20 protein-coding genes are annotated in these 21,781 nt (G+C 35.4%); 7 read left to right on the top strand and 13 right to left on the bottom strand.

The window, feature by feature from the left end; all coding sequences use genetic code 11:
* Nucleotides 1–19: 19 nt before the first annotated feature.
* Nucleotides 20–2,110 carry a SurA N-terminal domain-containing protein gene (locus B176_RS0101020; RefSeq protein WP_316928449.1) on the bottom strand — a complete coding sequence of 697 codons (2,091 nt, stop codon included), beginning with the start codon at nucleotides 2,108–2,110 and terminating at the stop codon, nucleotides 20–22.
* 175 nt (nucleotides 2,111–2,285) lie between these two features.
* Here B176_RS0101020 and B176_RS0101015 point away from each other — a divergent pair, with 175 nt between their 5' ends.
* Nucleotides 2,286–3,470, top strand: a complete 1,185-nt coding sequence (locus B176_RS0101015; RefSeq protein ID WP_017256915.1) for a class I SAM-dependent rRNA methyltransferase — start codon at nucleotides 2,286–2,288, stop codon at nucleotides 3,468–3,470.
* A gap of 20 nt (nucleotides 3,471–3,490) precedes the next feature.
* Here the strand turns inward: B176_RS0101015 and B176_RS0101010 are convergent, their stop codons facing one another.
* The 4 genes from B176_RS0101010 to B176_RS0100995 all read right to left on the bottom strand — a co-directional run bounded on the left by B176_RS0101010 (nucleotide 3,491) and on the right by B176_RS0100995 (nucleotide 7,509).
* A complete protein-coding gene (locus B176_RS0101010) occupies nucleotides 3,491–3,901 on the bottom strand; it encodes a LytR/AlgR family response regulator transcription factor (protein ID WP_161603003.1) in 411 nt (136 codons plus the stop codon).
* 331 nt (nucleotides 3,902–4,232) lie between these two features.
* Nucleotides 4,233–5,312, bottom strand: a complete 1,080-nt coding sequence (locus tag B176_RS0101005) for a protein NO VEIN domain-containing protein (protein WP_017256913.1) — start codon at nucleotides 5,310–5,312, stop codon at nucleotides 4,233–4,235.
* Nucleotides 5,302–6,384: a DNA (cytosine-5-)-methyltransferase gene (gene dcm, locus B176_RS0101000; RefSeq protein ID WP_017256912.1), complete on the bottom strand. Its 1,083-nt coding sequence runs from the start codon at nucleotides 6,382–6,384 to the stop codon at nucleotides 5,302–5,304. Before dcm ends, B176_RS0101005 begins: the two co-directional genes overlap by 11 nt.
* A gap of 3 nt (nucleotides 6,385–6,387) precedes the next feature.
* Nucleotides 6,388–7,509: a DNA cytosine methyltransferase gene (locus B176_RS0100995; protein ID WP_017256911.1), complete on the bottom strand. Its 1,122-nt coding sequence runs from the start codon at nucleotides 7,507–7,509 to the stop codon at nucleotides 6,388–6,390.
* A 275-nt stretch (nucleotides 7,510–7,784) separates the two neighbouring features.
* Here B176_RS0100995 and B176_RS18755 point away from each other — a divergent pair, with 275 nt between their 5' ends.
* Complete coding sequence (locus B176_RS18755) at nucleotides 7,785–8,258, top strand: DUF2452 domain-containing protein (RefSeq protein WP_017256910.1); 474 nt, start codon at nucleotides 7,785–7,787, stop codon at nucleotides 8,256–8,258.
* Here B176_RS18755 and B176_RS0100985 read toward each other — a convergent pair.
* Complete coding sequence (locus B176_RS0100985; RefSeq protein ID WP_017256909.1) at nucleotides 8,209–9,048, bottom strand: NAD(P)-binding domain-containing protein; 840 nt, start codon at nucleotides 9,046–9,048, stop codon at nucleotides 8,209–8,211. The genes B176_RS18755 and B176_RS0100985 overlap by 50 nt on opposite strands.
* 76 nt (nucleotides 9,049–9,124) lie before the next feature.
* Between B176_RS0100985 and B176_RS0100980 the strand changes: the two genes are divergently transcribed.
* On the top strand, nucleotides 9,125–9,808 hold the full coding sequence (locus tag B176_RS0100980) for an OmpA family protein (protein ID WP_026063076.1): 684 nt from the start codon (nucleotides 9,125–9,127) through the stop codon (nucleotides 9,806–9,808).
* 186 nt (nucleotides 9,809–9,994) lie between these two features.
* The gene (locus tag B176_RS0100975) at nucleotides 9,995–10,435 is read left to right on the top strand and encodes a hypothetical protein (protein ID WP_017256907.1); all 441 of its coding nucleotides are present in this window, start codon (nucleotides 9,995–9,997) and stop codon (nucleotides 10,433–10,435) included.
* 58 nt (nucleotides 10,436–10,493) lie between these two features.
* On the opposite strand, the gene B176_RS0100970 is transcribed toward B176_RS0100975, so the two are convergent.
* The 7 genes from B176_RS0100970 to B176_RS0100940 all read right to left on the bottom strand — a co-directional run bounded on the left by B176_RS0100970 (nucleotide 10,494) and on the right by B176_RS0100940 (nucleotide 17,528).
* A complete protein-coding gene (locus B176_RS0100970; protein ID WP_017256906.1) occupies nucleotides 10,494–12,071 on the bottom strand; it encodes a M28 family peptidase in 1,578 nt (525 codons plus the stop codon).
* Between the two features lie 78 nt (nucleotides 12,072–12,149).
* Nucleotides 12,150–12,857, bottom strand: coding sequence for a 2-phosphosulfolactate phosphatase (locus tag B176_RS0100965; protein ID WP_017256905.1), 708 nt, complete (start codon nucleotides 12,855–12,857; stop codon nucleotides 12,150–12,152).
* Nucleotides 12,858–12,862: 5 nt separating this feature from the next.
* The gene (locus B176_RS0100960) at nucleotides 12,863–13,444 is read right to left on the bottom strand and encodes a KilA-N domain-containing protein (protein ID WP_017256904.1); all 582 of its coding nucleotides are present in this window, start codon (nucleotides 13,442–13,444) and stop codon (nucleotides 12,863–12,865) included.
* Between the two features lie 16 nt (nucleotides 13,445–13,460).
* Nucleotides 13,461–14,543, bottom strand: a complete 1,083-nt coding sequence (gene gcvT, locus B176_RS0100955) for a glycine cleavage system aminomethyltransferase GcvT (RefSeq protein WP_017256903.1) — start codon at nucleotides 14,541–14,543, stop codon at nucleotides 13,461–13,463.
* Between the two features lie 64 nt (nucleotides 14,544–14,607).
* Nucleotides 14,608–15,816 carry a glycosyltransferase family 4 protein gene (locus tag B176_RS0100950; protein ID WP_017256902.1) on the bottom strand — a complete coding sequence of 403 codons (1,209 nt, stop codon included), beginning with the start codon at nucleotides 15,814–15,816 and terminating at the stop codon, nucleotides 14,608–14,610.
* A 12-nt stretch (nucleotides 15,817–15,828) separates the two neighbouring features.
* Nucleotides 15,829–16,425, bottom strand: a complete 597-nt coding sequence (locus tag B176_RS0100945) for a ribonuclease HII (protein ID WP_017256901.1) — start codon at nucleotides 16,423–16,425, stop codon at nucleotides 15,829–15,831.
* On the bottom strand, nucleotides 16,425–17,528 hold the full coding sequence (locus B176_RS0100940) for a glycosyltransferase family 4 protein (protein ID WP_026063075.1): 1,104 nt from the start codon (nucleotides 17,526–17,528) through the stop codon (nucleotides 16,425–16,427). The genes B176_RS0100945 and B176_RS0100940 overlap by 1 nt, the downstream gene beginning before the upstream one ends.
* Before the next feature lie 91 nt (nucleotides 17,529–17,619).
* Here B176_RS0100940 and B176_RS0100935 point away from each other — a divergent pair, with 91 nt between their 5' ends.
* From B176_RS0100935 to B176_RS0100925, 3 genes are read left to right on the top strand one after another with little or no spacing between them, the layout of a single operon-like run.
* Complete coding sequence (locus B176_RS0100935) at nucleotides 17,620–19,122, top strand: oligosaccharide flippase family protein (protein ID WP_017256899.1); 1,503 nt, start codon at nucleotides 17,620–17,622, stop codon at nucleotides 19,120–19,122.
* A gap of 58 nt (nucleotides 19,123–19,180) precedes the next feature.
* The gene (locus tag B176_RS0100930; protein ID WP_017256898.1) at nucleotides 19,181–20,275 is read left to right on the top strand and encodes a Wzz/FepE/Etk N-terminal domain-containing protein; all 1,095 of its coding nucleotides are present in this window, start codon (nucleotides 19,181–19,183) and stop codon (nucleotides 20,273–20,275) included.
* Entirely contained in the window at nucleotides 20,275–21,717 is a 1,443-nt protein-coding gene (locus B176_RS0100925; RefSeq protein WP_017256897.1) for an O-antigen ligase family protein, read from the top strand. Before B176_RS0100930 ends, B176_RS0100925 begins: the two co-directional genes overlap by 1 nt.
* The last annotated feature ends 64 nt before the right edge of the window (nucleotides 21,718–21,781 follow it).

The following is a 21,781-nucleotide window of genomic DNA, read 5'->3' as shown; positions in this document are numbered from 1 at the left end:
AAATTAAGTATTTTATCTATTAATAAAACTTAGCTCTAAAATCTTTTACGTTTGCTTTTTTGCGTAACACTTCAAAAACAGAAGCATCAACTTGCTGTGTGATAGCTTGTTCCATTTGCCCCTTAATCTTCAACATGTTAGTAATAGGTGCTGGGCTAGTAAAACTTTTTACAGTATAAACATAAACGCCACGATCTCCTTCAATAACTTTTGAAACTTTATTAGGCTGTGAACCAAAAATACTACCAATAACTTTGTTTTCTTGTGCTACTCCAGGAATTACCGGATTAGCAAAAACCACGTTTTCTACTGGTGTAACTTGGGTACCGGTTTTTTGAGCCACTTGTGCTAAAGATGATGCACCGCTAACTGCTTTCTCGAAATTTGCTTTCAACACTTTAGCCTGTACTGCTCTTTTTACATCAGGTTCAATCTGTGTTTTAACATCTTCTAATGATAAAGTTCCTTCTGGCTTAACAGCGGTTAAAACGGCTACAACGTATTTGTCGCCAATATCAAAAATCTCATTTGAGATATCTCCTTTTTCTGATTTATAAACCCAACGCACTAATGATCTTGCATCATCCAAACCTGGTAAAGAAGATTGTAGAGGCGTAACATCTGCACCTACCATTTTATTTAAGCCTTGCTTTTGTGCAGTTTCTTCAAAAGATTTCAAATCTGAAACGTTACTTAAAAAGCTTTGTGCTTTTTGGTAAGCTACTTGTTCTGTTGTTGAACTAGGGATCAATCCTTTATCAACCACTGCTACTTTTACAACTCTTGAAGAACCAATCTGGCTTTGAATATTGATTACGTGAATACCAAACTGTGTTGGTACAATTAGGGTTTGACCTACAGAACCGTTGAAAACAGCATCTTCAAATGCGGGAATCATTGCTCCTCTAGAAAAAGTTCCTAGATCACCACCTTTATCTTTAGAACCATCTGTACCGTATTGTGCAGCTAATTTTCCGAAATCGGCACCTCCTATAATTAATTTTTTTAATGAATCTGCTTTCGCCATCGCTTTATCCATACCACCTTCGGTAGCTGGGTTAATTAAAATATGGCGGGCTTTAACAGAATCTGGACTTACTCTTGAATCAATCAATTTTGCAACTTTATAAGTACCGTTTGAGAAATAAGGGCCGTAAACAAATCCTTTTCCTGCGCTAAACATTACCGAATCTAAAGCTGGATCTAATTGACCTCTTTTCTGGTAAACGATAGGTGCTTTGGTATCTGCATTGATAGCTACAAATAAAGAATCATTGGTTGAAGCTCTTAAACCTTCAGCTATTTTATCAATTTTAACCTTAGCATCTAAAGTATCTTGTTTTGATGGCGCTGCATCAAAAGCAACGTATTCGAAACTTCTGGTTTCGGTTACATTTTTGAACTTGTATTTATTCTGCTCGTAATATTCCTTATAATCTGCATCAGTAACCTTAACTTCTGCATCTGGTACGCTAGCGTAATCTTTATAAACGTATTCAAAGTTAACCAGCTTGTTTTTGTTGGTGTAATCATCTTTAGCATCTAAAGAGTTTACGTAAATACCATTTTTAACCAAGTTGATATACTTTTCGTTTACACGCTGTTGGTGTACACTCTCTTCTAAAGCAACCCACTGAGACTTTAACTGACCAGATGGATCAGTATCAGCGCTTTTTCTAGAACCTAATGCAGTAGCTCTATCAAATTGACCGGTTTGTTGGTTGGTGAAAATCTGTTGAACCTGTTGAGAAGGATTATCGAACAATAAATCAAACAATTCAGACTCGCCTACGGTAATACCCAACTTATCAGTCTCTTTTTTCAAAATTATCCCAGAAACTGTTTGGTTCCAAGTGTTTTCTACAACGTAAGCCGTCATCTGAGCATTCAAACTGCCCATTTGCTGCTTAAACTGTTGCGAATTTTGCTCAACCCGCTCGTTAAACTCTTTGTAAGAGATAGATTCGCTACCAACTTCCCCAACTTCACTTTGAGAATCGGCAATAAAACCTTGCCCACTTCTTATTGCATCACTTAAAAGAAATGCAACGATTGCAACACCGATAGCAACCACTATGATTACTCCTGCTCGGTTGCGCAAAAAACCCATTATACCCATATTGTAAACTATGCTTTATTTTAGAGGGCGCAAGATACAAATTTAACCAATAAAGCATAAAATTTATTTAGTTTATATCTATCAATGAATAAGCAGTTTACATTTTATAATCAGTTTTGTGCGATTAATTGTTTTTAAAAAAAGCATTATTATAACTTTGCCGCTTATGGTATCGATTCTATTAAAAAAAGGTAAAGAAAAAGCTGTCCTACACCAACATCCATGGATTTTTTCTGGCGCATTGCAAAACATTAACGGAAACCCCGAAAACGGAGATTTGGTAGCTGTACATGCATCCGACAATCGATTTTTAGCCTATGGCTACTATAATAAAGAGTCGAGAGTTGCCGTACGCCTGTTAAGTTGGGACGAGCCTACTTTGCCTGATGAAGATTGGTACCGTAAAAGAATACAGGTTGCCGTAAATAGTAGAGCGCATTTATTGACTAATGGAAACGACACCTGCAGATTGGTTTTTAGTGAGTCTGACTACCTACCGGGACTGATAGTGGACAAATACGGAGACTACCTTTCTGTACAGATTTCCACCTCGGGAATTGAGAAAATGAAGGCTGTGATTTTAGACGAATTGCAAAAACTGACTGGTGCAAAAGGTATTTTCGACAAAAGTGACGCCACTTCAAGAGCGCATGATGGCTTAGCCGAAGCAAACGGTTTACTTGCCGGCAGCTTACCGCCAGATTTTGTAGAGGTACAGGAGAACGGCATTAAATACCATATTAACATTATCGACGGGCAAAAATCTGGCTTTTATTGCGACCAACGCTTTAACAGAAAAATGCTTGCAACTTATGTTAAGGATAAAAACGTATTGGACTGCTTTAGCTATAGCGGAGGTTTTACGCTAAATGCTTTGGTTAATGGCGCACAAAAAGTAACCGCTGTTGACAGCTCTGCCTTGGCAATAGAAACTTTAAAACAGAATATCAGTTTAAATAACTTCACCGCAGACCAGTACGAAGCTATACAAAGTGATGTAAATAAACAGTTGCGTGTTTTTAAAGAAAACGAAGAAACTTTTGACGTGGTTATTTTAGATCCGCCAAAATATGCGCCGTCTCGCTCTGCTTTAGATCGGGCTGCCCGAGCGTATAAAGATTTAAACCGTTTGGGAATGCAGGTTTTAAAACACGGTGGTTTGTTAGCTACATTTAGCTGTTCTGGTGCCGTAGACATTGAAACATTTAAGCAAATTATAGCATGGGCCGCTTTAGATGCTGGCAAAGAAGTGCAGGTTATTTATCAGTTTACCCAACCCGAAGATCACCCAATTAGGATCTCTTTTCCGGAGGGTGAATATTTAAAAGGACTGCTCTGTAGAGTTTATTAGGTTGTTAGTTTGTTAGGTGGTTAGTTTTCCAGCTTCAATTGACCCAATAAACCTTTCATTTTATCGGCCAATTGTTGGTGGGTTTGTTGAAAACTGTTAAGTAAAAAGGTTAAGCCTTCGGCGGTAACTGGCTTTTTTAAATAATGAAGTCGGTTGGCAGAAAAGGTTTTGACATTTGCATCATCATCTGTTAAAAAGACAATAGTGGGTTGCTTTTTTATTTTTTCTATAAACTTATAAGCGGCAGCACCATCGCCTTTCACGTCTAAAAACAAGAGATTAGGTTCTAATTCATTCACTAAAGTTAAACCTTCTTTAAAATTGTTGGTGCTACCAACAATTTCCACAAAATCAATCGCTTTTAATAGCGAAATAAGACTCGCTCTGTCTTTCTCAGACTCATCTAATAGCAAACACGTTGTTTTTTCCATACCGTTAGGCAAACTTAACATTCTGTAAATTATTTTGCTACATCAAAAACCATTTAATTGGTCAACGTTATTTTAATTTTTTCAGGTTATTAATAGAACTGGGGCGTTTTAACACGCTTTGCACTTTATCTTTTTTTGCCCGTCTACACACATCCTAGGAGCCAAAAAAAGGATGCCGTTCCTATCGTTAACCGTTTTCCATAAATTAATAGTTACCCAAAACCACAATTATTACAGGTTCTAAAAAACCAAAAACACTTATTGATGTTAAGGCAATATGGAAAAAGAAATGCATACCTATTATCAAGGCGAAGCTATCCGCTAGCTATCTCTAGAGTGTAATTTCTTTATTAAACGACAGCAACTCATTTGCTGGTTTGATTATCATTTTTGCAGTTTGCAGTCTTACATTTTGATTTTCTAATGAGGTCTTCAAAATGTGAAAATGTGGATTTATTTGATTCGCCAAATTTTTGCTATTCTCGCAAATTTTTAATTTTGGTTTTGCAATTTCTTCGGACAAATCAAATACTCGATAAATATTATAGTGTGGTGTACTTTTTATAAACTCAATTTCTTGGCTACTAAAAATCATTGGTTGTTCAAATTTATAGTTGGTAGATTTTACATCTATAAAAATTTGATTTTGGTCGTTTGTTTGCAAATGAAAATCATAAGGCAGACCTGTTTCTATACTTTTATTATACCAATTATAAGCGAAAATTTGATTTTTCGATTTTAAAATTTCAAAATACTCTGCTATAAGTGCTTCTCCTTTCTTTCCAGTTTCTTGAAAAATCTTATTTGCATTCAAAATATCAATTGGTTTATATGTCTTGTTTTCGGTGATTGGATCCCCAATTTGAGATTGAATCTCTAATTCTTGCAAAACACCTAAAGTACTGGCATTCACATAGTTTTCTAAATCATCTAATAAACGATTATAATTTACATCTCCGTAGTTTATTTGTTTTTTTACAAGATTTGTTTGTAAATCGATAATTTGAGAAAGGTTAGTATAGTCATCAGATATACTACTAAAAAGATAAAAAACAACTTTTTCACTTTCTAAACCAAACCATAATAGGAACCACTTTCTATTGTCCATTTTTTCATTGGCAATTCCTTGAATTAAAGTAGTGACAGAAATTACATTTCTGCCACCTTTTTTTATTTTTGGTGAATTTACATCACCATTTTGTCTGTTTATTCGGTCAAAAAAATAAGGGACATTTTGGCTCGTTTTATTATATAAAAACAATGCTTCATCTTCGAAATCATTGTCTGGCAAAAATGTCAGTACACTACCGAATAATCCAATATGAGTGGTGTGTCCATTCGTTCTACCCAAATCTGCATCGGTAAGCTGTTTATAGGCGATTTTCCCCTCTTTGTGGAGTTTAAAGAACATATTTCTTGAGATTATTCGTTATAAAGAGATAATGCAAAACCGCATAAACTGTGTTTACACTTACAGCGTTTCCTGCTTGTTTGTAAAGTTGATGGTTGCTCAAACCTTCATTCATAGCATTAGTAACAAAATTTCCATTTAAACCCTGTAATAGAAATGCTTCGTGAGGTGTCAATTTTCTAATTCTATGTTTAGCTAATTCTTCTTTAGAGTATTTTGTTTCTAAATATTCTAAAGGCTTGTTTGAATTTAAAAACTCATAAGAGTAATAATTGTCCTGACAGGCTCGATGCATTTTTACCATCGTAGCTGTTAAAGGGCGAGCAATTAACTGGTTAATCTCTGATTTAGATTTGAAATTTTTCGTCCCGTTCGATAAAATAGTAGGTTTTAATGTAGCTGATAAATAATATTTTTCTTCTACTTCTTTTTCTAAAATTTCTAAAGTGCTTTTTTGCTTTAAAAGACTACTTTTTTTTAAGTTTTTATTGTAATTATCTATTACATTTCTTTCATTGAAAATAAAATCATCAGGTAGCTCTTCAGTTGTTGCAAAGATAAAAAGTCTATTTCTTTTTTGAGCTAAACCAAAGTTTTCAGTATTGAAAACGTTATAATAAATATTTTTATACCCAGCTTTTTTAATTTCATTTTCAATTATCCTTATTGTATCCCCATTATCGTGAGTTAATAAATTTTTAACGTTTTCAAGTAGGATAAACTTTGGTTTTTTGGTTTTTAAAATTTTAATAATATTAAAAAAAACATTCCCTCTAACATCTTCAAAGCCTTTTTGCTTCCCCATCATACTAAAAGATTGGCAAGGAAAACCACCGGTTAGAATATCAAAATCCTGTAAACATTCTATATTTTTCTTATCTGAAGTAAATGAAACAATGTCGCCAATCTCAACTTCGTTTGCCGTATCGAAATTGGCTTTATAAGTTTTGGTGGCATAGCTGTCAATTTCAGAAAAACCAACACATTCCATTGGAATATGATGGTCATTTCCAAATAAATCCATCGCTTTTCTAAATCCACCAATACCTGCAAACAATTCTATATGTTTCATAATTTACAAATATTTAATTATTTCTTTTCCAATAAATTCCGCTAGTTTAACAGGAACTGCATTCCCAATCTGAGCATACCAATTATTTGGTGTACCTCTAAACACATAATAATCAGGAAAAGTCTGAACTCTTGCTGCTTCTCTTGGCGACAACCCTCTTGCTTGATTTGGGTGAATATACATATTACAGTCATACTTCATATGGGAAGTGATTGTTTTACATACTTCATTCTCTTTTAGCTTGTAATATTTATCTTTAAAAATATGATTTCTACTTTTATATGGCATTATATCTTCAATGCTTTTGTGCAAAGAATTTGCACCTTGTGGAAGCAACGAAAAAATCTTAATATCTCTATCGTTATTATATCGGTTTTTGTGATTATAAAGTTTGGTTACTTTTATATTATTATTTATAAAATCTGCGTAAGTAGATTTTGGATATAAATAGTCCGTTTCAAAAAAACCAATTTTTTGGTTTTCGATTTGTGTATTGTTCTTTATTTGATTTGGTTTTAGTTCGGGTAAATCATTAATCGCATCTTTAATAACAAATTTTTTTTCCAACTTTCTGTTTTTAATATCTACAAAAATATTTGCAGTATCAATATTTAATCGATTGCCGATTATAAAAAAACGTTCCCTATTCTGAGGAAAACCGAAATCTTTTGCGTTTAATAATGAATGTGAAAATGAATATCCTTCTCCTAAATATTCTTTGAAATCTTTTGAAATCTCATCGATTTTTTTAGACATACCTTTTACGTTTTCCATTACAAAAAACTTGGGCTTAACTTCTTTTAAGAACTCTAAATATGCTTTATAAAGGTTATTTCTGGGGTCGTCCAAAATTCGTTGTCTGTTTGCCATAGAGAAACCTTGACAAGGTGGTCCACCACAAACTAAATCCACATCTGTAAATTTTGATTTATAATATATTAGATTTTGATTGAGTTCATTTATATCTCCTTTGAAATAAGACTCTTTATCCAAATTTCTATTAAAAAGATATGTTTCAAAAAGATTTTCATTGATCTCATTAGCAAATACAGTTGTAAATCCAGCTTGTTCCATCCCCAAACTAAGTCCACCACAACCAGCAAATAAATCAATCATTTTTTTCATTATGGCAATAATACAAAATTAAGTTTTCATAAGGAAGCGTTAGTTTCTGTTATACAGCTTTTAAAGGGTATTACATAGGTAATAGCATATTTAATAGTTTCAAGATGTAATGAGCCCTAATGTTACTCGATTGATATGCCTCTTGAAAATATGTGCTATTTAATTTTCTATTGATAAGAGATAATTGAAACTTCCAAGAGGTTGCTTCGCTCACATGTCGCAAATCCTAACTAAAAAAGCTCAAAACCAAAAATACTTATTGATGTTAAGGCATTATGGAAAAAGAAACGCATAACTATTACCAAGGCGAAGCTAAATTTTCACCGGTTCCTCTAACCGTAAGTTCTCCGGTAATAAAACCGATAGACAAAAACAAGTTGCAGGCAAATGCTGTGGAAGCCATGCATATGCAGGCACATCAACAAATTGACCTGTTGCGTAAACAGGCAGAGCTCATTATGCAACAGGTAAAAGAAATTGAGGAGCGACTCAAAATTTCTGAACTGATTTACAAAGCAGATATGCGCTTTAAACCCGTAGTAGGTCAAATCTACTACCTGTACGAAAAAGAGGAAAACAAATTTTTGGTCAGTATGATTGCCCCAAACGAATGGGGTCGGTCGAAATCATTCACTAGGTATTTATCCACCGTAAGGTTACTTTCAGACTCTACTTGGGATATCTTAGATAAAACCTCTTTTAATTTTGATGAGCTACTTTTAACCAAGCCATTAAATCGGGATGTTTGAACTGATATCCTTTTAAAATAATTTTAGTTGCATCAATCACTTTAAAACTATGTTTTTCAGGGATAAAGTCTGCGTTTTTTCCGTAAAGATTGTAACTGGCTAAATCATAGAATTCCATCCTTGAAGGATGTGTTGGTGCCACGCCATTAAAAATCTCACTCCACAAGCCATCTTCAATTACTTTAGCAATTACCCCGACACAATCGTCTAAATGGATAAGATTTACTGGTGCTAAACCGTTGGGAATATCGGTTTTTCCTGCGAAAAATCTCCCTGGATGACGCTCGGGACCAATTAAACCCGCCATTCTAATAACTGTAGTTTCGGTATTTGGCAAGAATAGAAAAGCTTCTTCCGCTGCTAACATCCTTAAACCAGTAGTTTCTAAACTCAAAGCTTCACTATCTTCTGTATGCGTAGCATTGTTCTCTGCATAAACTGAAGTAGACGAAATAAAGACGATTTTCTTTACACGCGATTTTAAAATCTCTTGTTGTAGATAGCGCATTTTATCCACATATAAATCCGCACTATTGGTAGCCCGTCCCGGTGGAATATTTATAATCAGCAAATCAGCATCTAAAAAATTTTGGATATTTAGGTTGGTGTTTTCATGGTCAAGCTGTATAAGAAAAGGTTTGATATTGCTTCGCTCAAGAACTTCAAGCTTATCTTCACTTGTGGTAGATCCGTTAATTAAATAACCTGCTTTTTGTAAATGTTTTGCTAAAGGAAAACCCAACCACCCACATCCTATTATTGCTATTTTATTTAAAGATTTATTTTGCATGATAAACAAACATAAGAATTTTATTTTTTGGCATTTAGTTTGTATCGTTGTAAAAACAATCACAAGAATAGAAATTATGAAAGCTAATAATTTAAAAGTTACAGCATTAGGTTTAGTTGCAGTTTTAGGCGTTGCAAGCATTATGCCGGCATGTAAATCATTAACAAACACACAAAAAGGAACCGGTATTGGTGCAGTAGCAGGTGGTACAATTGGAGCCTTAATTGGTAAAAAAGCAGGAAATACCGCAGTAGGTGCAATTATTGGTGGAGCAATCGGCGGAACAGCTGGAGCTTTTATTGGACGTAAAATGGACAAGCAAGCTAAAGAAATTCAGCAAAGCATTCCAGGTGCCGAAGTAATTCCTTACGAAGAAGGTATCATTGTAAAATTCGACTCTGGTATTTTATTCGGTGTTGATAAATCAGAATTACAATCAGCAGCAAAACAAAATATTGATAACCTAGCAGCATCTTTAAACAAATACCCTGATACAGATATTATGGTAATTGGGCATACAGATGCATCTGGAAGTGACAGTTACAACATGACGCTTTCACAAAAAAGAGCAGCATCTGTAAAAGACTATGCAGTTTCAAAAGGTGTTAGTTCAAGCAGGTTAAAAACAGTTGGAAAAGGCGAGAATGAGCCAATTGCTTCTAACGATACTGCAGAAGGAATGTCACAAAACCGTAGAGTAGAAATTGTAATTGTGGCAAACGACAAAATGAAGCAAGAAGCAAAATCTGCAACAAACTAGTCAACAGCGTACAATCATATTATAAAAAAGGAAATCAATTAACGGATTTCCTTTTTTTAGCCCTTTTTGTGAGAAGAATTGTAAAATAGAGGTCAATATAACAGCAATACAGCGCTAACACTTGACATTTCATTATTTACACATCTACTTTGTAACCTATTTGTTAACCCGCTAATATTTATTGATATGTTTGAGAAATTAAATGAAATTGTAAAAGAAAGTGAGCAAATTTTCTTAGCATCTGAACTTAGCAAAAATGCGTTGAACGATGCCATGCATGAAGCAACCGGAGTTATTGTTGATGTTTTAAAAGCACAACTAGACCGTGGTAAAGCAAACGACTTAATGTCGTATTTCACTGGAGAAGAATCAAACTATCAAAACTTAACAGATGCAATGGTGAACAAATACGCAAACCGTTTAAATAGTTACTTTAATTTAAACATTAAAGCTGCGAAGACGTTAAGTGAACAGGTTATGCCGATTATTATGAGCAAGTTTATTCACCAAACCATAGCGAGTAAAAAAGAGGAGAATGGAGTTTTCAGTTTATTAAACTGGTTGAGTGGCAACACGGTCAATTTCGAAAATTTCTTTTTGAAATTGAATGTGGTGCAGGTTGCTTAGTTTTATATTAGGTTATAACGAAAAGGGATTAACGTCGGTTAATCCCTTTTTTTATGCTTTAGTTTCGCGTTGGATCTATTTTATCCACCGCAGGTCTTTCGGCTCTGTTTGCTAATTCCCATGCTGTATAAAATACCAGCTGTGCTCTTTTAACCCATAAAGGAAAGTTTATTTTCTCGATGTCATCTGTTGTTTTATGGTAATCTTCATGAATACCGTTAAAATAAAAAATGATTGGAATATTGTGCTTCGCAAAATTATAATGATCTGATCGGTAGTAAATACGCATTGGGTCTTTAGGGTCATCGTATTTATAATCTAAACTTAGATTGTCGTTGGTTTTATTAACGCTTTCGCTGATTGCTTTTAAACTTGTGCTCAATTTATCAGACCCAACTACATAAATGTAATTTGCAGAATCTGCCTTGCCTTTGTAAAGCTCTCCTACTCGCCCAATCATGTCGATATTCAAATTAGCGATGGTATTTTCTAAAGGAAACACCGGATGATCGGAATACCATTCTGACCCTAACAATCCTTTCTCCTCTCCTACTACGGTCATAAATAAAACACTACGCTTTGGCCCGTTACCCTCTTGCTTTGCCTTAGTAAAAGCTTCTGCAAGCTCTAACACTCCGGTTGTTCCAGAACCATCATCATCAGCACCATTAAAAATCTCACCTTTGGCATTGATACCCAAATGATCATAATGTGCGGTAATCACTAATACCTCATTTTTAAGAATCGGGTCGCTTCCTTCTAAAAAGCCCAATACATTTTTAGCGTCGAGCTGATTGGTATTTACTGTAAAGTCAAGTTCAAGCTTAGCTTTAAACTCAAAAGAAGCAGGATTTTTTGTTTTACTTATTTTATTGCTGATCTGCGAAACGATGCTTTTGCTAGAAGCTAACAAAGTATTTATAAATTTTGCTGAAGCGTAAATAACCAGTGGCGATTGTGTTTTTTCTGCTTCACCCAACACTAACGAGGTTCTACTGTAAGGCTCTGCGTCAACTTTCATTTTGTACACATTGGAATCCAAAATCACAATAGCAGCTGGGTTTAGTTTAGTGATTGCTGCAATCTTTTTATTTCGTTGGGTACTCCATTTTGATAGCGTAGCATTTCCGGTAACCAGAGAATTGCCGTCAACAATCGGTTCGCCTTCTAAAATCACAGCAACTTTCCCCTCTAAATTTAAACCAGCTAAATCATCGTATTTTTCGCTTTGAATGCCGTAACCTATAAACACAAAATCGTGGTAATTCTTTTTGATATCCTGAAAAAAATTGGGTGTGGCGTAAAAATCTTTTAAAAATGTCTGTGCTTTTCCGTTTACAGTTATTTTGCGCTCTTTCGGTGTTATTTCTTTAAGATCTAATGGCTGAAAATAGCTATGGTTTACAGGCGCAACAAGTCCGTAACTTTGAAACTGAGCTTTAATGTATTGCGCTGCCTTTTCTGCTCCGGGCTGTCCTGTTCCTCTGCCTTCAAACGCATCAGAGGTTAAAACGCTTAATATTTTAAAAGCGTCTTCTTGGTTAATTGTTGATGCATATTTCTGAGCTGTTTTATCCTGCGCATAGGCACAGGATATAACCAGCAAAAACGACATCAGTAGATTAAAGTTTTTCATATTTAGGTATAATTGTGATCGCCACAAATATAAAGTTTTAGACCACTGAGAGTTGTAAAAGTATTATAGAAAACTGAGTTAAAGTTTTACTAATTCGCACCCTACCAAAACCGGGATGCTTGTAACAGTATTTACGTTTAAGCAAAACTTGATATCTTCTTCAATTCCTAATTTTTTTAAACGTTCGCTGTGTGAAGTTTTAGCAGTATATGCTTCTAAATCATCCTGAGCTAGAATATAAAGATCTTCTGCTGCGATACTGCTATCATCTAAAAAGTAATTTTCGGATTTAAGCTGATGCACTACCGCCCCCGCAAATAAAGTATCTTCTAAATTGAATTTGTTCTTCCAACCGGCACAAAGTAATAGCACATCTTGTTGCTGAGTTTTTAGGTAATTACAAATAGCATCTAAGTTCAAAAATGAACCGATAATTACCTGATGTGCGGTTTTTTTTGATTCGTCGATAGCGTGAGTACCATTTGTAGTGGTTAATACAACGGTTTTGTCCTTAACTTTTTCTGCAGTGTAAGAGAATGGGGAATTCCCAAAATCAAAACCGTCAACTACTTTCCCGTCACGTTCTGCCGCTAAAAGACAATCACTTCCGTAGTTTCGGCATTCTTCAACAGATGCGACAGGAATGATGGCTTTTGCACCGTTTTCAATTCCGTAACAGATAGAACTTGTGGCTCTAAAAATATCGATTACTACAACGATTGAATTTGTTAAATCGTAAAGGGGAAGTAAGGCGGGGGTAAGGCAAACTTGTATTCTTTTTTGCATAAATTTTAGGAGGGGTTTATTTTTTTTAGTGCCACACTCTTCAATAATGATTTCATTTGGGTAATGGCTATTTGGTTGAGTTGAATATCGCAGGGTCCTCTTCGAGAGACCCTGCTCGGACTGAGAAGATTCCAATCTAATTTTAATCGATCGCTTTCATCGTCTTTTAATCTTTGGAATTCTTTAATTAGATAAAGTTTGAATTCGATGGAAATCCAAGAAGCAAATTCAAAAGCAATGTCTTTGTGAGCAAATGTCCCCCCAAATTTTCCTGCTTTGGATACTATTCCGATTGCATCGGTTTTCTCTATCCATTGTTTAGGAGTAAGCGTAAAGCTATTTAGTCCCGCCTGCTTTCTAAACCCCTCGAATTCGAGGGGTTTAAAATTAGGGTTATATAGTTGCTCCCAAAAACCCAGAAGTTCAATGGTATTTCTGTTTCTTAACCAATTCTGGATAATCGTATCAGTTCTTTCTAAATTTTTAAATCTGGCAATATCGGTAAGTGAAATAAAATCCGATTGGCTGGCAAAGTCTATGGTTATTTTAACCCCATTTACCTCTATATGCTTTTTTTTGATTGCCATTTCTAGAAAGTATAAATCACCTTTTATAAAAAGGGGTCTTCACCACTTTAGCCTTCACTTTATTATCTCTTATCTTAATATAAAGTTCTTGATTTTCCTTAGACAACTCAGTATTCACATAAGCCAAACCAATCGCTTTTTGTAATGATGGAGATTGTGTGCCAGAAGTTACTTTTCCAATTGTGTTTCCTTCAGCATCTACCACTTCATAATCATGGCGAGGAATTCCCCTATCCACCATTTCAAAACCTACTAATTTTCTTGCTACACCTGCTTCTTTTTCGCTTTTTAAAGCTTCGGAATTGGTAAATTCTTTACTGAATTTTGTTACCCAACCCAAACCAGCTTCAAAAGGAGAAGTGGTATCGTCAATATCGTTTCCGTATAAACAGAAACCCATTTCTAAACGTAAAGTATCGCGGGCAGCCAAGCCTATTGGTTTAATATCATAAGCCTCACCAGCCTTAAAAATGGCGTCCCAAATCTCATCAGCATAAGCGTTATCAAAGTAAATCTCGAAACCTCCTGCGCCAGTATAACCAGTTGCGGAAATCAAAATATTATCGAAACCTGCAAAACGCCCTTTTTTAAATGTGTAATAATCCATTTCGGCAAGGTTCACATCTGTTAAACTTTGCAGTGCTTTGGCCGCATTTGGACCTTGGATTGCTAACAACGAGGTACGGTCCGAAATATTTTTCATATCTACTCCGTAAGTATTCAAACCACTAATCCAATCCCAATCTTTTTCGATGTTTGATGCATTTACGACCAACATATAGGTTTTTTCATCAATGCGATAAACCAACAAATCATCTACAATACCACCTGTTTTATTTGGCAGATAAGCGTATTGGATTTTTCCGTCGAACAGCTTCGAAGTATCATTTGAGCATGCTTGCTGAATTAAATCCAGTGCTTTGTCGCCTTTTAAAATGAATTCGCCCATATGGCTAACATCAAAAACGCCAACAGACTTACGAACAGCTTCATGTTCTGCGTTAATGCCGGAATATTGCACAGGCATATTGAAGCCTGCAAACGGAACCATTTTAGCTCCTAAAGAAATATGTTTTGCGGTTAAAGCTGTAGTTTTCATTCTTGAGAATAATGTTTAGATAGCTAATAAACTATCAGGATTTAGCAGGCGAAATTAACATAAATTAAAACTCTTCTTCTAAAAGTTGCTCATAAACTTTAATCAATTTTTCGCCAAACTTTTTTTGATCGTGACCTTTTTCAACCAACTTCCTTGCTCCGGCACCAATCCTGTTAATCAAAGCTTTATCAGTAAAGCAACGTAGAATCTGTTTGTAAAAGTGATCGCTAGAATCGGCAATCAAAATATCCCTGTCGTGATGGTAATTAATCCCTTCGGCCGCAATAGAGGTTGCAATAACGCATTTGCCCAAAGCCATAGCCTCAATAATTTTAACACGCATACCACTGCCAGAGAGTAGTGGAACAATCATCACATGTTGGCGGGCAATAAATTCCATGGCATTTTCTACCTTTCCTTCTATAATCACATGGTCGTTTGCCAAAAACCGGTAACTATCTGGAATGTTTTTACCCGCTAAATGAAAGGTTATGCCCGAACCTAACTGTAAAATACTTGGCCAAACTTGTTCTAAAAACCAGTCTAAACCTTCAATATTTGGTCGCCAATCCATAGAACCTATATAACCCACACTTTTATTGGGCGAAAGCTTATAATCGTGATGATAATTTTCTAAGTTTAAAGCAACTGGAAAAGTATGCACATGATGGTTAAATCCTAAAGAATTAAAAAAATGCTCATCTACAAAACTAATCGCCAAAATAGCATCGAAGCTCCCCAAAATGTTAAATTCAAAATTCTCTAAACGTCTGCTCAGTAAGTGCAGATAGAGTTTTCTTATCAAAAAACTCTCTTTTACAGTAAGGCGTTTCCAGATTTGGTGTTCGATATTATGCGCCCTGTAAATTAATTTGCCTTTAGAGTTGGCTTTAATGATAGAAACATAAGGCGTAACCTGTAAACCTTCGAATTGAATAATATCATAATCGTCTTTTTTCAAAAGATGCACTATCCTGCTGGCGCAACCTGGAGAATAAAACCGACTGATGTTGTAAGATTTACGCGAAAAAAGATTAAAAAAAGCATTTTGCGCCTTTACCCTATTATCTACTTTATACTGATGAAACTTTATTCTTTGAAAAACGGGATCATCAATTTCATTAACATGAACGTAATGTTTTGTGGTGTTTAAACTAAAAAGTGTAACATCACAACCTAAATCTAACAGCGATTGAATGGTGTTGTGCACCACAATAGCGTATCCACCATCGGCAGGAAACGGGACTCTGTTGGTTAATAATAGGATGCGCATGTTTGCAAAATACTAAAAAATGGAGAGTTGAGGATTGCTAATTTTAAAAGTTTTTCTGTGGTAGGGACTAAAACCTAGATCTAAAACGGCCTGCCGGTGAACACTTGTTGGGTAGCCTTTATTTTTTTTCCATTGGTAAGCAGGAAACTCTTTATCAATCATATCCATAAAATCATCGCGGTAGGTTTTGGCTAAGATAGATGCTGCCGCGATTGAAAAGTATTTACTATCTCCTTTTACCACGCATTGGTGTTTGATGTTTGGATAAGGATTAAAACGGTTACCGTCGATAATCAAAAACTCGGGAACCGATTTTAAACTTTGTATTGCCCTATGCATCGCTAAAAAAGAAGCATTTAAAATGTTGATTTTATCAATTTCCTGATGATCTACAATACCTACTGCGAAAGCTATTGCTGCTGTTTCGATTTCTGTGCGTAAAACAAAACGATCTTTTTCTTTCACTTGCTTAGAATCATTTAGAAGCGGATGGTAAAAATCTACCGGTAAAATAACGGCTGCCGCAAAAACCGGCCCGGCTAAGCAGCCTCTTCCGGCTTCATCACAACCGGCTTCCAAAAATTCATTCTGATAAAATGGTAAAAGCATTAATTGATAGTTTTTAAAATAGATTGCCAAATATGGGCTGCAGTATCATCCCAATTATATTGTTGTGCGCATTTTAAACCTAGATTTATTTTTTCTTGGTTGCTTACCTTTCCAGATGCCTGTTCGTAAATTTTCTCTGCCAGCTCGTTAATGTTTTCGGGATCAAAAAGATGAGCTGCACCCTGTGAAATTTCTTCCATTGCTGTTCCTTTGCTGGTAACAACAGGTATTCCACAACTAAAAGCTTCTATTACAGGTAAGCCAAACCCTTCGAAAAAAGAAGGATAAATTAGCGCTGTTGCATTGTTTAAAAGCAGGTTTAAATCATCATCGCTCACATTTTTATTGAACAGAACATCTCGCCTAAACCTCATCGTTTTTAAATATCGCACAATGGTAGAAAGCTGCCACGATTTACGCCCAACCAATAACAGTTGATGGCTAAATTCTGGATGTGCTATCTTAAATGCTTCAAAAGCTTTTAGCAAGCCCACCACGTTTTTACGGGGATGAATAGCGCCTACATAAATGAAATAGGGCGTTTTATCTTTCAGTGATTTTTCTGTTGGTTTAAATACAGCAGAAACACCGTTATAAATTACATCGACTTTACCTGGTGCAAGTTGATAAGTTTTAACCAGATCTGCTTTGCTAAACTCAGAAACAGTGACAACCCGCGTGGCTTGCTTGGCAAATTTTGGAAAATAATGCTTGTAATATAGTTGATGTAACCAATCTACCCCATTATTAGCATGCTCAAAAGCGATATCGTGAATAACAGAAAGTGTTTTTACTTTACCATTCAAGGGAATAAATCCATCAGGCGATAGCAATAAATCGATTTTCTCTCGCTCTAAAACCTTTGGCAAACTGTATTGAAACCAAATATAATACAGCAAAGGATGACGGGCCTGCGGATAAACCACCACACCTTTTACATTGGGTGAAAAAATAAAATCGGGATCAAACTTTCTATCGAAACAAAAAACAAACTCAACTTCGGGGTGGTTTAACACCAACCTACGCAAGGTTTCTAAAGTAAATCGACCGATTCCTTCGAGACTGTCTTTTATTAATAATCTAGTATTTACAGCTATTCGCAATGTGGTAAAAATGATGAATTGCTAAGATAACCAATGCCAGCGCATATTAAAATTGCTGGTTTACTATTATTGGTTTATTTTGGCATTATCAATGGATAAAAAAACATTTGCCAGCCAAGTTACGGTACTAGTTCTGGTTAACCTTTTGGTTAAGCTCATCTGGATTTTTTTTATCGAGCGCAAAGTGCAAATCACTGTTGGTTTCCAAAATTTCGGCCTCTATTACAGCATATTTAGTTTCACTCTAATTTTAGGTGTAATAAACGATCCCGGCTTAAACAACTATCTTGTACAGTATCTAAACAAAGGCGAAACGCATACAAACCACATTTCGAATCTGTTCTATATCAAAACTTTTTTAGCAGGTTTATACGTATTTATTAGTGTTTCAATTGGCTTGTTACTTGGTTTCAACAATTATAACTTACTCGGCCTGCTTATACTTTACCAAGTTTTATTTTCACTGCTAACCTACTTACGAAGTTTTTTAAAAGGTCACCAGCTGTTAAAATCAGAGATATTTTTTTCGGTTTTGGATAAAGGGCTGTTCATCATTGCTTTTCTTCCTGTGCTGTTTTTCGACAATAGTTTCAGTTGGACAGTCAGTTTTTACGTAATAGCCCAAATTATAGCACTTACGCTTGCGCTGATTTTGTGTACTTTACATTTATATCGAAAAAAGATTTTTGTTTTTGGCGTACAAAAAAGTATTCCGGATCTTGCAACCCAAGAAGTCAATCACTTCCCTCCTCAGCAAGGAGGTTTTATTTTAGGAAATGAGAAAAAAGCCATTCTAAAAAAAATAGCTCCATTCGCAGTTTTTGCATTCTTGGTGTTGGCTTATAACAAAATAGATACGGTAATGTTAGCTAAAATGTTGCCCGATGGCGATATGCAGAACGGAGTTTATGTTGCCGCGTACCGTTTTTTAGATGCCGCTAGCATGTTTCCGATTTTATTTGCAACCCTATTTTTTCCGGTACTTTGCAAAATAATATCCGACAAAAAAAAGACAGCTGAATTGATAAATAATAGTATTGCTGTTCTTATGCCAATTACCATAATTATTGCAATGGCAAGTTGGTTTTACCGAGACCATTTGATGGCCTTACTATATGCACAAAACGGTGGCGCAACGCTCGCTTTAATATTTGGCATTTTAATGTTTAGCCTTCCCCTAGTTGTTATTTATTATGTATTCAGCACTTTTTTTACCGCCAGCAACCGTTTAAGATTATTGAATCTAATTTCTGCCGCGGGTTTAGCCGTTAATATCGGATTAAACACTTTATTAATCCCAAAATATCAAGCTTTGGGCGCCGCACTTAGCTCGTTAGCTAGCTTTTTTATCATTGGTTTAACTTACCTTATTTTTTATCATGTGGTATTCAAACACCCCTTCCCAAAGGTTATATGGATTAAAATCTTTGCACTTATTGTGCTTTTAACGGCATTAGGCTATTTAACAATTTGCATCCCACAAAACTGGATGTCAGGTTTTTCTCTTTACCTGCTACTCGCAACCCTAATAACTGGCTTGCTTCAGTTTTTCGACATCAGAAGTATTCGGTACAGCTTAGGCTCAAAACCTTAAAATGTTAAAATTAGCCATTAGCTAAATATTTCTTTAAATTCACAACTTCAATGTATTTATGGAAAGTAAACCTACAAATTTTGACTTGATCGACGTGTTAAAAGTCGCTTTAAAACACCGCAAGCATATATTTTTAATTACCCTTATCGGGATTGTGGTAGGCATAGCAGTTGCTTTTTTAATTACACCGAAGTATGAAGCGCACACGGTATTTTACATTCCGGGAAATAACTCTATTTCCAAATCTCTGCTCGCCGAAAATAACTTAGAAAATTTTATGAGTTATGGCGATGAAGATCAGATTGACCAGACTTTGGAAATGTTAAATTCTGAGATTTTAAAGGATAAAGTTATCGCAAAATTTGATTTGATAAACTATTATAAACTTGGTGGCGAAACAAAATATCCAAAAACAAAAACACGACAAAAACTAGCATCAAACACCGAGTTTAAACGAACGGATAACTTAGCTATAAAAGTAGCGGTAAAAGATGAAGACCCCGTTTTAGCAGCAGATATGGCAAACTACATCTCTGTTTGCCTAGATAGCATGCGCACCCAAATTAGACAAGCTAGAGGGCAGCAGGCTTATGAGCTGATTAAATTACAGTATCATAAAAAACAGGCCGAAGTAGATTCGATTTTAAAAGCATTGGGAAAAATTAGGGCACAGGGTATTTTCGACTATGAAGCACAATCAAAGGTGTTGAGCAAAGCAATGATTGAAGCGCAAACCAATGTAAAAGCAGAACAAGCCCGACTGCAGGTATATCAACAGAATCAAAACCACCTTCCAGATAGTACAATAATTAGAGCAAAAGGAAGAGTAGCTGCCGCCAATGCTACTTATCAATCCATACAACCTACGGTGGCTAATTTTGGAAAATTAAGCGGTAAATACCTAGAGTTAGAAACGCTGCTAAAAAAAGAACAGGAATCTTTAGCAAATTTGCAATTGAGGTTTGAGGCTTCCGAATTAGATTACAAAGGTGTTATCTCCCAACATTTTTTGATTGAAAAAGCCGAAGTTCCAGAAAAAAGCAAATATCCAAATAAAACATTACTGGTGTTTTTATTTGCGCTTTCGGCATTTATCATCAGCTTTCTGTCGGTTTTTTACTTAGCATTTATTGCACCACGGTTTAAAGAATAATGTGGGATTTACAAAAACCAGCAATCACAAAGCTTTACATTGGTAGTATTATCATTATTTTATTAGGTGCTTTTTTAACTTTTGGTTCGCCTGAATATTACGTTTTAATACTCCCTATGCTAATACTGTGCATCGGACTTTTTTTAGCGTCTATTGAACAGGTTTATTATTTAGTTGCTTTTTGTACACCTATATCCATCAAATACATGTTCGGTGATTCGGGAATTAACATCCCCAATGAACCGCTGATGTTGGTTTTTCTACTCCTATTTTTAGTCAAACTGTTTAAAGATTTTGGCACTGTTCGCCCCATATTAAAACATCCCATAACCGTACTTATTCTAATCAATCTAAGCTGGCTTCTTATCACATCCATCACCAGTACTTTACCCATTATTTCGTTTAAATTTTTACTTGCAAGAATTTGGACGGTGATTTTCGGATTTTTCTGGGGAACGCTCATTTTTAAGGAGACCAAAAACATCAGATCGTTTTTTACAGCCTTTGGTTTGGGATTATGTTTGGTAATTATTTACACCACCATTAATCACTATGACGTAGGGTTTTCTCAGGGTAAAGCCATGGTGGTAATGCGACCTATTATGGACGACCACACCGTATATAGCGCCGTTAGCAGTATTGTGTTGATTTATTCTTTGGTGCTATTAACTTTTAAAAATAACAACCTTAAGCTAAGGAGTAAAATATTTCTGTTTACCTTTATTATTTTTTGCGCTGTTGGCGTTACGCTGTCCTATTCGCGAGCTGCCTTTTTAGGTTTGCTGTTTGTTATAGGGTTTAGCCTTTTGCTGAAATGGCGGATAAAATTTAAGACTATACTGACTTCGATTTTTGTGATACTTGCGCTAACTTTTTCATTTAGTAAGCAGATTTATCAAACAGTGAAATTCAACAATGCTGTTTCTGGTAAAAATTTGGCCACAGATATCCGTTCTATTTCGAACGTAAAAACCGACGAGTCAAATGTGGAACGTATAAACCGTTGGGAGTCGGGTTATAGGATGTTTTTAGAAGAACCGTTTTTTGGTTTTGGCCCTGGCACTTATATGTTTACCTATTCGCCCTACCAAAGAGCGCATGAAATGACCAGCATTAGTACCACACACGGAGACATGGGATCTATGCACAGCGAGTATTTTGGTCCCCTAGTAGAGAGTGGTGTGTTTGGCTTATTGATTATACTCACCTTGTTCCTTACGTACATTGCTGTTTTAATGCGAATTTATTACAAACCTGCAACGCCAGAATTTAAAATGTTTTCCTTAGCTATTTTATTAGCGATGCTGAGCTACTTTTTCCACGGTTTGCTCAATAACTTTATAGATCAGGATAAAATCGCAGTTATATTTTGGGCTATGATGGGAATGGCTGTTGCCTTAGATTTAGAAAATAGGGCGAAAGGTTTAGGGTCTGACGCTTAAGGTTTAGGTACTTATGCTCATTGGGATTTGTAATCCATATCTTTATTATATTTCAGTCCGAAAG

This window comes from Pedobacter arcticus A12, assembly GCF_000302595.1.
GTDB classification, from domain to species: domain Bacteria; phylum Bacteroidota; class Bacteroidia; order Sphingobacteriales; family Sphingobacteriaceae; genus Pseudopedobacter; species Pseudopedobacter arcticus.
This window is presented reverse-complemented; position numbering and strand designations above follow the sequence as displayed.

Excerpts from the sequence above, each read along its gene's own strand:
- B176_RS0101020 (WP_316928449.1), bottom strand. The coding sequence starts at position 2,110 with ATGGGTTTTTTGCGCAACCGAGCAGGAGTAATCATAGTGGTTGCTATC.
- B176_RS0101015 (WP_017256915.1), top strand. The coding sequence starts at position 2,286 with ATGGTATCGATTCTATTAAAAAAAGGTAAAGAAAAAGCTGTCCTACAC.
- B176_RS0101010 (WP_161603003.1), bottom strand. The coding sequence starts at position 3,901 with ATGGAAAAAACAACGTGTTTGCTATTAGATGAGTCTGAGAAAGACAGA.
- B176_RS0101005 (WP_017256913.1), bottom strand. The coding sequence starts at position 5,312 with ATGTTCTTTAAACTCCACAAAGAGGGGAAAATCGCCTATAAACAGCTT.
- dcm (WP_017256912.1), bottom strand. The coding sequence starts at position 6,384 with ATGAAACATATAGAATTGTTTGCAGGTATTGGTGGATTTAGAAAAGCG.
- B176_RS0100995 (WP_017256911.1), bottom strand. The coding sequence starts at position 7,509 with ATGAAAAAAATGATTGATTTATTTGCTGGTTGTGGTGGACTTAGTTTG.
- B176_RS18755 (WP_017256910.1), top strand. The coding sequence starts at position 7,785 with ATGGAAAAAGAAACGCATAACTATTACCAAGGCGAAGCTAAATTTTCA.
- B176_RS0100985 (WP_017256909.1), bottom strand. The coding sequence starts at position 9,048 with ATGCAAAATAAATCTTTAAATAAAATAGCAATAATAGGATGTGGGTGG.
- B176_RS0100980 (WP_026063076.1), top strand. The coding sequence starts at position 9,125 with ATGAAAGCTAATAATTTAAAAGTTACAGCATTAGGTTTAGTTGCAGTT.
- B176_RS0100975 (WP_017256907.1), top strand. The coding sequence starts at position 9,995 with ATGTTTGAGAAATTAAATGAAATTGTAAAAGAAAGTGAGCAAATTTTC.
- B176_RS0100970 (WP_017256906.1), bottom strand. The coding sequence starts at position 12,071 with ATGAAAAACTTTAATCTACTGATGTCGTTTTTGCTGGTTATATCCTGT.
- B176_RS0100965 (WP_017256905.1), bottom strand. The coding sequence starts at position 12,857 with ATGCAAAAAAGAATACAAGTTTGCCTTACCCCCGCCTTACTTCCCCTT.
- B176_RS0100960 (WP_017256904.1), bottom strand. The coding sequence starts at position 13,444 with ATGGCAATCAAAAAAAAGCATATAGAGGTAAATGGGGTTAAAATAACC.
- gcvT (WP_017256903.1), bottom strand. The coding sequence starts at position 14,543 with ATGAAAACTACAGCTTTAACCGCAAAACATATTTCTTTAGGAGCTAAA.
- B176_RS0100950 (WP_017256902.1), bottom strand. The coding sequence starts at position 15,816 with ATGCGCATCCTATTATTAACCAACAGAGTCCCGTTTCCTGCCGATGGT.
- B176_RS0100945 (WP_017256901.1), bottom strand. The coding sequence starts at position 16,425 with ATGCTTTTACCATTTTATCAGAATGAATTTTTGGAAGCCGGTTGTGAT.
- B176_RS0100935 (WP_017256899.1), top strand. The coding sequence starts at position 17,620 with ATGGATAAAAAAACATTTGCCAGCCAAGTTACGGTACTAGTTCTGGTT.
- B176_RS0100930 (WP_017256898.1), top strand. The coding sequence starts at position 19,181 with ATGGAAAGTAAACCTACAAATTTTGACTTGATCGACGTGTTAAAAGTC.
- B176_RS0100925 (WP_017256897.1), top strand. The coding sequence starts at position 20,275 with ATGTGGGATTTACAAAAACCAGCAATCACAAAGCTTTACATTGGTAGT.